This window comes from Solibacillus sp. FSL H8-0538, from assembly GCF_038003525.1.
Lineage (GTDB): Bacteria > Bacillota > Bacilli > Bacillales_A > Planococcaceae > JBBOPI01.
Window position 1 is genome coordinate 12,501 of record NZ_JBBOPI010000001.1, and the last position, 14,630, is coordinate 27,130.

At 41.7% G+C, this 14,630-nt stretch carries 8 protein-coding genes, 2 rRNA genes and 1 other annotated feature (1 of these 11 only partly in view); of the genes, 8 read left to right on the plus strand and 2 right to left on the minus strand.

Features of this window, described 5'->3' with window-relative positions; genetic code table 11:
• The 5 genes from MHH87_RS00045 to asnB form a co-directional block, all read left to right on the plus strand.
• A 23S ribosomal RNA gene (locus tag MHH87_RS00045) occupies nucleotides 1–2,612 on the plus strand (it extends 318 nt beyond the left edge of the window).
• Between the two features lie 87 nt (nucleotides 2,613–2,699).
• Nucleotides 2,700–2,815: ribosomal RNA gene (gene rrf, locus MHH87_RS00050) — 5S ribosomal RNA — on the plus strand.
• Between the two features lie 1,031 nt (nucleotides 2,816–3,846).
• A complete protein-coding gene (guaB, locus tag MHH87_RS00055) occupies nucleotides 3,847–5,313 on the plus strand; it encodes an IMP dehydrogenase (RefSeq protein WP_340747332.1) in 1,467 nt (488 codons plus the stop codon).
• A 142-nt stretch (nucleotides 5,314–5,455) separates the two neighbouring features.
• Complete coding sequence (locus MHH87_RS00060; protein WP_340747333.1) at nucleotides 5,456–6,790, plus strand: D-alanyl-D-alanine carboxypeptidase family protein; 1,335 nt, start codon at nucleotides 5,456–5,458, stop codon at nucleotides 6,788–6,790.
• 116 nt (nucleotides 6,791–6,906) lie between these two features.
• Nucleotides 6,907–8,721 (plus strand): asparagine synthase (glutamine-hydrolyzing), encoded by a 1,815-nt coding sequence (gene asnB, locus MHH87_RS00065; protein WP_340747334.1) that lies wholly within the window; start codon nucleotides 6,907–6,909, stop codon nucleotides 8,719–8,721.
• A 9-nt stretch (nucleotides 8,722–8,730) separates the two neighbouring features.
• On the opposite strand, the gene pdxR is transcribed toward asnB, so the two are convergent.
• Nucleotides 8,731–10,125: a MocR-like pyridoxine biosynthesis transcription factor PdxR gene (gene pdxR, locus MHH87_RS00070; RefSeq protein WP_340747335.1), complete on the minus strand. Its 1,395-nt coding sequence runs from the start codon at nucleotides 10,123–10,125 to the stop codon at nucleotides 8,731–8,733.
• Between the two features lie 127 nt (nucleotides 10,126–10,252).
• Nucleotides 10,253–10,465: a binding site (T-box leader), on the plus strand.
• A gap of 98 nt (nucleotides 10,466–10,563) precedes the next feature.
• On the opposite strand from pdxR, the gene serS reads away from it, so the two are divergent.
• Nucleotides 10,564–11,850, plus strand: a complete 1,287-nt coding sequence (gene serS / locus MHH87_RS00075; protein WP_340747336.1) for a serine--tRNA ligase — start codon at nucleotides 10,564–10,566, stop codon at nucleotides 11,848–11,850.
• A gap of 547 nt (nucleotides 11,851–12,397) precedes the next feature.
• Here the strand turns inward: serS and tadA are convergent.
• Complete coding sequence (gene tadA, locus MHH87_RS00080) at nucleotides 12,398–12,922, minus strand: tRNA adenosine(34) deaminase TadA (protein WP_340747337.1); 525 nt, start codon at nucleotides 12,920–12,922, stop codon at nucleotides 12,398–12,400.
• 301 nt (nucleotides 12,923–13,223) lie between these two features.
• On the opposite strand from tadA, the gene MHH87_RS00085 reads away from it, so the two are divergent.
• Nucleotides 13,224–13,859, plus strand: a complete 636-nt coding sequence (locus MHH87_RS00085) for a deoxynucleoside kinase (RefSeq protein ID WP_340747338.1) — start codon at nucleotides 13,224–13,226, stop codon at nucleotides 13,857–13,859.
• A 2-nt stretch (nucleotides 13,860–13,861) separates the two neighbouring features.
• Nucleotides 13,862–14,530 (plus strand): deoxynucleoside kinase, encoded by a 669-nt coding sequence (locus tag MHH87_RS00090; protein ID WP_340747339.1) that lies wholly within the window; start codon nucleotides 13,862–13,864, stop codon nucleotides 14,528–14,530.
• The last annotated feature ends 100 nt before the right edge of the window (nucleotides 14,531–14,630 follow it).

Here is a 14,630-nt window from a genome sequence, read left to right on the forward strand (position 1 = left end):
TTACAAAAGAATGAGCTAGACGAAGCGACTTGGAAAGGTCTGCCATAGCAGGTAATAGCCCTGTAGTCAAAAGTTCATTCCCTCTTGAATGTATCCTGAGTACGGCGGAACACGTGAAATTCCGTCGGAATCCGGGAGGACCATCTCCCAAGGCTAAATACTACCTAGTGACCGATAGTGAACCAGTACCGTGAGGGAAAGGTGAAAAGCACCCCGGAAGGGGAGTGAAATAGATCCTGAAACCGTGTGCCTACAAGTAGTTAGAGCCCGTTAATGGGTGATAGCGTGCCTTTTGTAGAATGAACCGGCGAGTTACGATTACGTGCGAGGTTAAGTTGATAAGACGGAGCCGCAGCGAAAGCGAGTCTGAATAGGGCGAATTAGTACGTGGTCGTAGACCCGAAACCAGGTGATCTACCCATGTCCAGGGTGAAGGTGAGGTAACACTTACTGGAGGCCCGAACCCACGCACGTTGAAAAGTGCGGGGATGAGGTGTGGGTAGCGGAGAAATTCCAATCGAACCTGGAGATAGCTGGTTCTCTCCGAAATAGCTTTAGGGCTAGCCTCGTGATTGAGAATACTGGAGGTAGAGCACTGTTTGGACTAGGGGGGCATCTCGCTTTACCGAATTCAGACAAACTCCGAATGCCAGATATTTATACACGGGAGTCAGACTGCGAGTGATAAGATCCGTAGTCAAAAGGGAAACAGCCCAGACCACCAGCTAAGGTCCCAAAGTAATCGTTAAGTGGAAAAGGATGTGGCGTTGCTTAGACAACCAGGATGTTGGCTTAGAAGCAGCCATCATTTAAAGAGTGCGTAATAGCTCACTGGTCGAGTGACGCTGCGCCGAAAATGTATCGGGGCTAAACGATTCACCGAAGCTGTGGATGCATACTTTGAGTATGCGTGGTAGGAGAGCGTTCTAAGTGCGCTGAAGTCAGACCGGAAGGACTGGTGGAGCGCTTAGAAGTGAGAATGCCGGTATGAGTAGCGAAAGACGGGTGAGAATCCCGTCCACCGTATGACTAAGGTTTCCTGAGGAAGGCTCGTCCGCTCAGGGTTAGTCGGGACCTAAGCCGAGGCCGATAGGCGTAGGCGATGGACAACAGGTTGATATTCCTGTACCACCTCCTCACCGTTTGAGAAATGGGGGGACGCAGTAGGATAGGGTAAGCGCGCCGTTGGTTGTGCGCGTCCAAGCAGTAAGGTGTGTATGTAGGCAAATCCGCATACTTTAACATTGAGCTGTGATGGCGAGTCCGTATGGACGAAGTTCCTGATTTCACACTGCCAAGAAAAGCCTCTATCGAGGTGAGAGGTGCCCGTACCGCAAACCGACACAGGTAGTCGAGGAGAGAATCCTAAGGTGTGCGAGAGAACTCTCGTTAAGGAACTCGGCAAAATGACCCCGTAACTTCGGGAGAAGGGGTGCTCTTGAGCGTGTTAAAGCGCATGAGAGCCGCAGTGAATAGGCCCAGGCGACTGTTTAGCAAAAACACAGGTCTCTGCAAAACCGTAAGGTGACGTATAGGGGCTGACGCCTGCCCGGTGCTGGAAGGTTAAGAGGAGTGGTTAGCGCAAGCGAAGCTGCGAATTGAAGCCCCAGTAAACGGCGGCCGTAACTATAACGGTCCTAAGGTAGCGAAATTCCTTGTCGGGTAAGTTCCGACCCGCACGAAAGGCGTAACGATCTGGGCACTGTCTCAACGAGAGACTCGGTGAAATTATAGTACCTGTGAAGATGCAGGTTACCCGCGACAGGACGGAAAGACCCCGTGGAGCTTTACTGTAGCCTGATATTGAATTTTGGTACAACTTGTACAGGATAGGTAGGAGCCAGAGATCCCGGAGCGCCAGCTTCGGAGGAGGCGTCGGTGGGATACTACCCTGGTTGTATTGAACTTCTAACCCATGCCCCTTAGCGGGGTAGGAGACAGTGTCAGGCGGACAGTTTGACTGGGGCGGTCGCCTCCTAAAGAGTAACGGAGGCGCCCAAAGGTTCCCTCAGAATGGTTGGAAATCATTCGTAGAGTGTAAAGGCATAAGGGAGCTTGACTGCGAGACCTACAAGTCGAGCAGGGTCGAAAGACGGGCTTAGTGATCCGGTGGTTCCGCATGGAAGGGCCATCGCTCAACGGATAAAAGCTACCCCGGGGATAACAGGCTTATCTCCCCCAAGAGTCCACATCGACGGGGAGGTTTGGCACCTCGATGTCGGCTCATCGCATCCTGGGGCTGTAGTCGGTCCCAAGGGTTGGGCTGTTCGCCCATTAAAGCGGTACGCGAGCTGGGTTCAGAACGTCGTGAGACAGTTCGGTCCCTATCCGTCGTGGGCGTAGGAAATTTGAGAGGAGCTGTCCTTAGTACGAGAGGACCGGGATGGACATACCGCTGGTGTACCAGTTGTCTTGCCAAAGGCATCGCTGGGTAGCTATGTATGGACGGGATAAGTGCTGAAAGCATCTAAGCATGAAGCCCCCCTCAAGATGAGATTTCCCATTACGCAAGTAAGTAAGATCCCTCAAAGACGATGAGGTAGATAGGTTCGAGGTGGAAGTGTGGCGACACATGGAGCTGACGAATACTAATCGATCGAGGACTTAACCACATTATTACCGAATATTTTAACTTTCAATGAACCGTTTATCCAGTTTTGAAAGAATAATCTTTCAACAAAAGCACATCTATGTGCAAGTGAAGTGATGATGGCAAAGAGGTCACACCCGTTCCCATACCGAACACGGAAGTTAAGCTCTTTAGCGCCGATGGTAGTTGGGGGCTTCCCCCTGTGAGAGTAGGACGTCGCTTCGCAAATCAAAAAGCCTAAGCATTATGCTTAGGCTTTTTTTGTTATAGAGTAAATTATAAAATTTGCCTGTGAAAAACGTTTAAATAAGTAAATGCAACGTCTAGGCGCAAGACCCAACCATTGAAGTTCGCTTTGATTCCTTGGGAAAAGGCAAAGAGTGCCTTCACTTCGGATCCTCTAGCGCTTGTCTAGGCTAAGCAGGCGCTTTAGTGCTTCTGTTTTTTGCCTAGAAAATATAACCTCTCAACCAACGCTGCTCGTTTATATTGAAGTAAGGATGATACATTATGCAACATTGAACGCAAGGTATTTTGCGCCCTTTTCTTATTTTCCCCTAGTTTCGCATTTAGTAATATCCCCTAATGACCAATGAATATAAGTAGTCCATACTATTTAAATATACTAATTAAAACGCTAGGTTAGATACCCGTGTACCTTCAGTAACTCCTCCTAAAGGTACCAAATCCATATGTTGCGAAGTAGAAGTCAGCAACGAACCTAAAAGTATTTGGGGCATTTTTTATGACAGTAGGACGTATAAGCACACCTAAATTAAGCAGCTATAACTAATCTAAAGATAACTTCATATACACCTCGTAAGACTTAAAATAACAACAATGCTATAAGCACAGACTGTTTACAAAAGGTATAAAACAGTAAGTACTAATTAAACCTCTGAAAAAATATTTAAAACCCTTGATTGAAAGGATTGAGCTTTACTTATAATAGTATAGATTTAAAAGGCTTAAGTTCGTCCGTTAGTTCTTCCTGTCAATGAGAACAGTTCTTTAAAAACTAGTAAAAATTCTCTTGTTCAAGAATACACTCATTTATGTCACATAACCATTTAAATAAACAATATGTTTGCGCTTAACAGGGAAACAGCGTAGAATGACTATTTATACAATTAAACGACGATAAAGTATTTAACTCGAATAGTCTGAATTATTTTACTTTTTAGAGATTCTTGACACTTACATGCGACGTTGTTAACCTTACAATAATATTCTTTTACGTAGGAGGAATTTTTAAAATGTGGGAAACGAAATTTGCCAAAGAAGGTTTAACATTTGATGATGTACTATTAGTACCAGCACATTCAGAAGTATTACCTAAGGATGTAGATTTATCTGTACAGTTAACAAAGAAAATTAAATTAAATATTCCAATGATTAGTGCTGGGATGGATACAGTTACTGAGGCTAAAATGGCAATTGCGATGGCTCGCCAAGGTGGCATTGGGGTTATCCATAAAAATATGAGTATTGAACAACAAGCAGAAGAAGTTGAAAAAGTAAAGCGCTCAGAAAATGGCGTTATTACAAATCCATTCTTCTTAACACCAGAACACCAAGTATTTGATGCGGAGCACTTAATGGGTAAATACCGTATTTCAGGTGTTCCTATCGTAAACAATATGGACGATCAAAAATTAGTAGGGATTATTACAAACCGTGACCTACGTTTTATCTCTGATTATTCTTTAAAAATTGATGATGTAATGACGAAAGAAGATTTAATTACAGCAGCGGTTGGTACGACGCTAGAAGATGCGGAAAAGATTCTTCAACAATATAAAATTGAAAAATTACCAATCGTTGATGAAGACGGTAAATTAACAGGGTTAATTACGATTAAAGATATTGAAAAAGTAATCGAATTCCCTAATGCAGCAAAAGACAAACATGGTCGTTTAGTAGTTGGAGCAGCTGTTGGTGTATCTAAAGATTCAATGCCACGTATTGCGAAACTTGTAGAAGCTCAAGTAGATATTATCATCATCGATACAGCTCACGGCCACTCACAAGGTGTACTTGATACAATTAAATCAATCCGAGCAGCTTACCCAGAACTTGAAATTATTGCAGGTAACGTAGCGACGGGCGAAGGTACTCGCGCATTATTTGAAGCAGGTGCAGACGTCGTTAAAGTAGGAATTGGACCTGGTTCTATTTGTACAACACGTGTTGTTGCAGGTGTTGGGGTTCCTCAAATTACAGCCATTTATGACGCAGCAACTGTTGCTCGTGAATACGGCAAATCAATTATCGCAGATGGTGGTATTAAATACTCAGGCGATATCGTAAAAGCTCTTGCAGCTGGTGGACATGTTGTCATGCTTGGTTCACTTCTTGCAGGTACTTCTGAATCTCCAGGAGAAACTGAAATCTTCCAAGGACGTCGTTTCAAAGTTTATCGTGGAATGGGTTCACTTGGCGCAATGGAAAAAGGTTCAAAAGACCGTTACTTCCAAGAAGATGCAAAAAAATTAGTTCCTGAAGGTATTGAAGGACGTTTACCTTACAAAGGGCCTTTAGCTGATACAGTTCACCAATTAATTGGTGGTATTCGTGCAGGTATGGGGTACTGTGGTACAGGTAACTTACAAGCTTTACGTGAAGAATCACAATTTATTCGTATGACGGGTGCTGGTCTTCGTGAATCTCATCCGCATGACGTTCAAATTACAAAAGAATCACCAAACTACTCAATCCAATAATTACATGCAACTTCAGCATGCTACTATCGTCTAAATTAGGTGATAGTAGTGTGTTTTTTATTTGGAACAACGCGCCACTTATCTGCTTTGTATGATAAAATGGCGGAGATGAGAAAAATTAAATGAATTTGGAGGTAGCTTTGTGAAAAAAGTGAGCAAAAAGTCGATTATTAGCCTTTTTATAATTCCGATGATGTTACTAAGCATGTTGGCGATAGCACCTGCTACAACAAATGCGGAAACAGATTTAGGCTTAACAGTAGATGCAGCGATATTAATTGATGCAGACTCTGGAAAAATTTTATATGAACAAAATGCAGGAACGCCTTTAGGAATTGCTAGTATGACGAAAATGATGACTGAATACTTATTACTTGATGCAATTAAGGCGGGAACAATCACTTGGGAGCAACAGTATCGTGTAACAGAGTATACATACAAGATGTCACAAGATCGTGCACTTAGTAATGTACCGCTTCGTACTGACGGGACCTATTCAATCCGTGAATTATATGAAGCAATGGCGATATACTCTGCGAATGCTGCTACTGTAGCAATTGCTGAAACAATTGCAGGAACAGAAACAGAATTCCTTAAATTAATGAATAAAAAAGCAGAAGAGTTAGGGCTTGAAGGCTTTAAATTTGTTAACTCAACTGGTTTAAATAACGCAAATCTTTTCGGTATGCATCCAACTGGCACAGGTGAAAAAGACGAAAATGTTATGCCAGCCCGTTCAGTAGCGAAATTAGCTTACCACTTATTAAAAGATCACCCGGAAGTATTAGATACCTCAAGTATTACAAAGAAAACATTCCGTGAAGGAACAGAAGATGCGATTAATATGTCAAACTGGAACTTCATGCTACCAGGTCTTGTATTTGAGTACGAAGGTGTAGACGGGTTAAAAACAGGAACAACAGATTTTGCAGGACATAACTTCACTGGTACAGCAAAACGCAATGATACACGCTTAATTGCAGTAGTAATGAAAGCCGTTGATTCAAAAGGTGTCGGCTCTTATAAAGCGCGTTTTGATGCGACAGCTAAACTATTCGACTACGGGTTTGGGCAATTCTCGAAACAAGAAATTATGCCAGCAAACTATACATTTGACGATACAAAAACATTACCTGTAATAAAAGGTAAAGAAAATAATGTAAAGATTGCAGTAAAGGATCCGATTTCATTTATGGTTAAAACAAATGAAAAAGATTTATATGCACCAAAGCTTGCGCTGGATGTAGAAAAAGTTGAAGCTGAAGTAGAAGAAGGCACTGTGGTTGGTAAAGTAGTAATTGAACGCTCAGAAGGCACAGATTACGGTTTTATTGATGGTTCTGAATTTACAGCAGATGTTGTAACAACAGAGAAAGTAGAACGCGCTAGCGGCATTTCGTTATTCTTCCAAGGGATCGGCAGTTTCTTCGGTAATCTATGGAATGGCATTTTTGGATTTGTTGGCGGTATGTTTTAATTATTATCTAAAAATAGGAAACACATAATTCTCAAATTGAGAGTTATGTGTTTTTTTTATTGGACAAAATATTCACGTATCTAAAACGTCATACAGTAGTTTGAGGGAGTGAGTACATGTGTGGAATAACAGGATGGGTAAATGTTGCGCATCCATTAAGCGCTACGGATGACATTGTTCGTATGACGAAAGCTTTGGGGCATCGTGGACCAGATGATCAGCAAATATGGGCGAGCTCCCATGTGCAACTTGGACATCGGCGATTAGCCGTTATTGATTTAGAAGGTGGAAGGCAGCCAATGCACAAGTCCGTTGCACAAAAAAACTACACCATTGTATATAACGGGGAGCTATATAATACAAGTGAGGTGCGGGAAGAGCTTTTAAAACGGGGCCATACATTTACGACAGTGTCTGATACGGAGGTATTACTGACGGCGTTTATTGAATGGAAGGAACGCTGTATGGATTTCATTAATGGTATTTTCGCATTTGCTGTGTGGGATGAAGCTGAAGAGACGTTGTATATGTTCCGGGATCGGCTTGGGGTAAAGCCGTTTTTTTATACACAGCTCGGGGAAGGGTTATTATTTGCTTCTGAAATAAAGGGGTTACTAGCGCATAGACAGGTGCAACCTACAGTGGATCATTTTGGTTTAGCAGCATTACTTAGTTTAGGACCATCACGTCAGCCAGGTCATGCCATTTTTAAAGGCATACATGAACTCAAGCCTGCGCATGGGATGAAGTATAACCGAGACGGGCTCAAGATTTGGCGCTACTGGGACGTCCCGGTACAGAAGCATTCACATAGTGAGGAAGAAACGATTGTAATGGTTCATGATTTAGTGACGGATGCAGTGATGCGACAATTAGTAAGTGATGTACCGCTATGTACACTGTTATCAGGAGGCCTTGATTCGTCTATTATTACTGCAATTGCGTCAAAGCACTATGAAACGCAACACAAAAATCTGCATACGTATTCGGTTGATTATGAAGGCAATGAAAATTATTTCTCAAAAAATGCCTTTCAAACATCGCAGGATGCGTACTGGATTAGTATTATGCAGCAGGCGTTTAAAACCGTTCATCATGATGTTGTATTGCAACAAAAGGATCTGCTTGCGTTGTTACAAGAGGCGATGCGTTTTAAAGATTATCCAAGTATGGCGGATATTGATAGCTCCCTACTACTGTTTTGTCGTGAAATTAAAAAGGATTTTACGGTGGCACTATCGGGGGAATGTGCAGATGAATTATTTGGTGGGTATCCTTGGTTTCATGCACAGACGGGGGGATTCCCCTGGATTCGTTCTATCGATGAACGACAAGCAATTCTACGCCCCGTATGGCAAAAGCGTTTACAGTTGAAGACATTTATGCATGACCGATACGAGGAAGCGAAACGGGGAATGCCTGAATTTGGGGAGGATATTGCCCGCCAGCAGTTATTTTATTTGAATCAGCAGTTTTTTATGCAGACATTGCTAGAGCGTAAGGACCGCATGAGTATGGCAACCGGGTTAGAGGTCCGTGTGCCGTTTGCAGACCACCGATTAGTTGAATACGTATGGAACATCCCGTGGGAGATGAAATGTGTTGGTGGGCAGGAGAAGGGGATTTTACGGCGTGCGTTTGCGGGAGTATTGCCCAAAGAAATTATTGAACGTAAAAAAAATCCGTATCCTAAAACATATCACCCTGCGTATACAAAGGGTGTCCAGCAATTGTTAGCAAATGCGTTACAAGGAGAATCTATTTTATATGAGTTATTCAACAAACAGCAGCTGCTAGACCTAATGGATTCAGGTGGCAAAACGTTTGGCATTCCTTGGTTTGGCCAATTGATGGCTGGCCCGCAGCTGCTTGCTTATTTTGTTCAGCTTCACCATTGGTTTGAAGATTACAACATTCAGCTTATTGAATGATGTAAGCTCTTATTCCGCAGCAAAGCAGGCCATGAGCGTATGAATGGCTTGTTCAATTTCCTCAAGTAGAATGCCGCCAAAACCAATCAGGAACGTCGGGTGCTCGTAATGAATGGGTTTAATTAAATAATCATCAATGGAATATAAATGAATACCAGCTTCTTTTGCGCGCTGTTTCAGTTCGGTACTTGATTTTTCATGTGGTACCGAAATTAAAATATGCATGCCGGCTACATCCCCCGTAATCGTAATACTAGGATAATTTTTTGTTAATACTTGAATCAGTTTGTCATGCTTTTTACGATAAATTTTACGCATACGATTTAAATGCTTTGAAAAATGTCCGTCTTGCATGAAATTGGCTAAAATATGTTGATCAAAGCGGGGCACTGTTGCCGAATAATAGCTAAAAATTTCTTTATATCTCGGAATGAGTGCAGCAGGTAGCACAAAATAGGCAACGCGAAGTGAAGGCATTAAGGACTTCGTAAAGGTGCTCATGTAAATCACTTTATCGTTTTGATCTAAGCCTTGCAGTGCTGGAATTGGTTTACCTATATACCGAAATTCACTATCATAATCATCTTCAATAATGTAGCGATTGTCTAGCCCAGCTGCCCATTTAAGGAGCTGGGTTCTTCGCGCTGCGGATAACACAGCCCCAGTAGGGAACTGATGAGAAGGTGTAATATACACAAGGTTGGCCGCTGTTTGCTCAAGCTCATCAACTACAAGTCCATCCTCGTCAACAGCAACCGGTAGTGCACGGTTATTTAAATGGATGCGGGGAATAGCCGAGTAGCCAGGATTTTCGATTGCAAGTTTAGAATCATCATCAAATAGCCGTAAAATCATGGGCAGTAAATGTTCCGTCCCAGAACCAATAACAATTTGTTCTGGGGTACATAAAATACCACGGGACTGGTATAGATACATCATAATTTGCTGGCGCAGTTCACGTTCCCCTTGGCGGTGCCCAACTTGCAGCAGCTCTTTAGAAGATTCATCAATGACCTCTTTAGCATATTTTCGCCAAATTGCAAAAGGAAAAGCGTCTTCATCAATTTTACCAGGCGTAAAATCATAAACGTACTGTTCGACTAGTGGTGAGGCAGTAATCGAGAGCGGTGCTGCTTTTTCGACATAAGGGAGCTCGTCTAAAGCCTCTACGAAAAATCCGACGCGTGGTTTGGAGCTTATATATCCTTCAGCAAGGAGCTGCGCATAGGAAAGCTCTACGGTCGTTTGACTAATATTTAAAAAGTCCGCGAGCTGACGTTTTGATGGGAGTTTCGTACCCATCGCAAGTTGCTGATGGATAATCGCTTCTTTAATGCCGATATAGAGCTGCTCGTATAGTGGTTTATTATTATTTTTATCAAGTGTTAGTAAAAATGAGTTCATGATACCTTCTCCTGACCATGATATTTTAAATCAAATATACCCTTCTAAAGAGGTCAGTGCAACAGTAGAAATGAATGAATACTTGCAAAAATAAGTACCTTATAGTACAGTATGGTTAAATTTATAAGTGAATTCGATGATAGGAAGTAGTAACAAGCGCGTTTTTTTTAGAGAGTCAGCGGGTGGTGGAAGCTGATAAAAACACTTGCGAATCCGCCCTGGAGTTGCCTGACTGAATTTGTAGTAGGTCGTGGCCGGTTGAAAAGCCGTTATGTGATAAGTGGAATAGGCAGCAGTCTATTCAATTAGGGTGGCAACGCGGGTAGCTCTCGTCCCTTTCCAGGGGATGGGGGCTTTTTTGTGTTTTATTCCACTAGCACATTACTGTACGAAAGTATCGGAAGTATCATCAAATCAAAACCATTGGAGGAATGTAATATGTTAGACATTAAACGTGTCCGAGACAATTTTGAAGAAGTTAAAAATATGCTTCTTACGCGTAACGAAGACTTAGGAAACTTAGATGATTTCGAAGGGTTAGATGCAAAACGTCGCGAGTTAATCGCAAAAACAGAAGAGTTAAAAGCGGAGCGCAATAAAGTATCTGAGCAAATTTCAGTAATGAAACGTAACAAAGAAAACGCGGACGAAGTAATTGCTCGTATGCGACAAGTTGGGGATGAAATTAAAGAGCTAGATGCGCAGTTAAATGAAGTAGAAGACCGTTTCAAAGATATCATGATGCGTCTTCCAAACATTCCACATGCGTCTGTTCCAGTTGGTACAACGGAAGATGATAACGTAGAAGAATATACATGGGGCGACGTGCCGACATTTGATTTTGACATTAAAGCGCACTGGGATATTGCAACAGATCTTAATATTGTTGATTTTGAGCGCGGCGCAAAAGTAACAGGTAGCCGCTTCTTATTCTACCGTGGTCTAGGTGCACGTTTAGAGCGCGCATTAATGAGCTTTATGATGGATTTCCATTCTGATGAGCACGGCTACACAGAAATGCTACCGCCGCAAATCGTGAACCGCGCTAGCTTAACCGGGACAGGACAATTACCAAAGTTTGAGGAAGATGTATTTAAACTAGAAGGGTTAGATTACTTCATGATTCCAACAGCGGAAGTACCTGTAACAAACTACTACCGTGATGAAATTTTATCAATTGACGACTTACCACAAGCATTCACTGCTTACAGTGCAAACTTCCGCTCTGAAGCAGGTTCTGCAGGTCGTGATACACGTGGGCTTATCCGTCAGCACCAATTCAATAAAGTGGAATTGGTACGCTTTGTAAAACCAGAAGAATCTTATGAGCAATTAGAGTTACTTACTGGTCACGCAGAAAAAGTATTACAACTTTTAGGCTTACCATACCGCAAGCTAAAAATGTGTACAGCGGACTTAGGTTTCACTGCTGCGAAAAAATATGATTTAGAAGTATGGATTCCAGCGCAAAATATGTACCGCGAAATCTCTTCTTGTTCAAACTTTGAAGATTTCCAAGCACGTCGAGCAAACATTCGCTTCCGTCGTGAGCCAAACGCAAAACCAGAATACGTGCACACATTAAACGGTTCAGGTCTTGCTATCGGACGTACAGTGGCTGCCATTTTAGAAAATTATCAACAAGCAGACGGTTCTGTAGTCATTCCAGAAGTACTGCGACCATATATGGGCGGAAAAGAAGTAATCGTAGCGCCAGTAAAATAATAATGTAAAAAGTCTCGGATACGTATCATGGCTATTGTATTTGAATAGCGTCTGGCACGAGGCATTTAAACCAAATCAAGTGAAAGTAATCGGTGTAGTGGCACCGGCTACTGGTATAAGTTTCAAACCTGCAACGGGTGAAAATCCTTTTGGAAAAATTAAGCCAAAATAAAAGATGCTGCATGTAGTTAGTCTACGCGCGCATCTTTTTTCGTATAAAACGGTATGTACATAACGAGCCAAACAAGGATCATTACGCCAGCTAGTCCTTATAAAAATGCCAATACGGCATAAATGAAGCGATGGACTCCATTAGGAATAAGCATCCATCACTAATAAAAACAACTGCTTTAATAGCTCTAGCAGTAGTAACACATAAAAAATGATTTTTTGTGTTTTCTTTTGCCAAGCATCCACCATATGTTAATAACAATAGGTTAGCAAGATGGTGGCAAAAATTATGCCAATTACCCAGGAAATATGCACACCATCAAACATTGAAAAGCCGCTTCTTTCCATTAGCTACACCTCATATAGATAGATTTTGTTATTCTGTTTTAGAATCTTCGAAACTTTGAGCTAATTTACGTGCTTTTTTTTCTGCTTTTTTCCGTTCGCGTAATGCACGGAAAAAGTCGGTTAACACTTGCCCGCATTCATCCGCTAGCATACCTTCCATTACATCACATTCATGATTAAAACGGGAGTCGTTTAGTAGGTGGTAGAGTGAATCAACACAGCCAGCTTTGCTATCCCGTGCTCCGTACACAACGCGCGGCACACGGGATTGTAATATTGCTCCAGCGCACATCGGACAAGGTTCAAGTGTTACATAAAGCGTCATTTCCTCCAAGCGCCAGCTTCCAATTTTTTTGCAGGCTTCCTGAATTGCCATTAACTCGGCATGCATCACAGCATTTTGGGTTGTTTCTCGTAAATTATGTGCTCTTGCTATAATTTTATCGTTATAGATAATGACTGCGCCAATCGGAACTTCACCGAGTGCACCGGCCTTTTTTGCCTCTATCAATGCCTCTTGCATAAAAAGGCGATCTTTCTCAAAAATATTCATATTCACCGCTCCTTACATGCTAGTGTAGCATCTCATTTTGCGAGAAGCGAGAGGCAGACGTATTATAGGGTGTATTGACTATAAAAGGGGTCAATGGAGTAAGCGGGTTAGTTATACTAGAGCCCTATGTATGAACAGCAGCATTAACGATGTACAGAGAGAATGAATTAATAATAGCTAATAATTTTGCGTTTTTGGAGTAACAAGGAATTGTGGTAATTTAAATTGTTTGTTTTGTTGTCGAATTCCTACTGTGTTACAATGAAAAGCATTGATTAAATAAAGATTGGGAGGGCTTCTGTTGTCTGTTCCATTTATTACAGTAGAAGGTCCGATTGGAGTTGGCAAAACGTCATTATCAAAGGCGGTTTCCGAAACATTTGAGTACCATCTGTTAAAAGAAATTGTTGATGAAAATCCGTTTTTAGGGAAGTTTTATGAAAACATTGATGAGTGGAGCTTTCAAACAGAAATGTTCTTCCTTTGCAATAGATACAAGCAACTATCGGATATTAAACATTTAATTTTAGGTCAGCAGTCGCCTGTCGTAGCTGATTATCATATTTTCAAAAACTTAATTTTTGCGAAGCGTACATTAAAGCCTTCCGAATATGACAAGTATGAAGCGATTTATAAAATTTTAACGGCGGATATGCCTCGACCGAATATGGTCATTTACTTGCATGCTAGCCTAGATACATTAATGCAGCGTATCGCCATGCGTGGCCGTGAATTTGAAAAATTGATTTCATGGGAATATATGGAACAGCTAGCTGCAGATTACCACGAATTTATTCAGCATTTTGAGAAGATGCATCCAGAAATCCCAGTTATCCAGCTAAATGGAGATGAGCTAGATTTTGTGAAAAACTCACAAGATTTACAATCCGTTTTACAAGTAGTAGAAGAAACGTTACAACAAAGGAGTTTGCGTTAACAATGAATTTACGAGAAAAGTATGGTATCCCTGCTAACGCAGTCATTACCATTGCGGGAACGGTAGGGGTCGGAAAATCAACCATGACAAAGGCGCTTGCAGAAGGGTTAAACTTCCGCACATCGTTTGAAAAGGTGGATACAAATCCATATTTAGATAAGTTTTATGATGATTTTGAGAAGTGGAGCTTCCACCTGCAAGTATATTTTCTAGCAGAGCGCTTTAAGGAGCAAAAACGTATTTTTGAATACGGTGGTGGATTTATTCAAGACCGCTCCATTTATGAAGATACAGGCATTTTTGCAAAAATGCATTTTGATAAAGGGACAATGAGCCCAACGGATTATGAAACCTATACAAATCTTTTTGAAGCAATGGTGATGACACCTTACTTCCCGCACCCTAATTTACTTGTATACTTAGAAGGTCCTGTAGAGGATATTATCGGCCGTATTCAAGAGCGTGGACGTGAGATGGAGCAGCAAACACCACATGACTACTGGTATGAAATGCACAGTCGTTACGAGGAATGGATTAATAACTTTAATTCTTGCCCAGTACTGCGTATTGATATTAATGATTACGATCTAATGAAAAATCCAGAACAAGTGGAATCAATTATTGAGCGTATTGGCTACATGCTGGCGCAAACATCGCATTTACGAAAATAGGATGTAAAAATAAATGTTTAGCACATAAAAACGCTGTAAGGAAAATTTTATAACTTGCATCGAAATCCAAGCGGCAAACTTTAGATCAACCACTTATGTA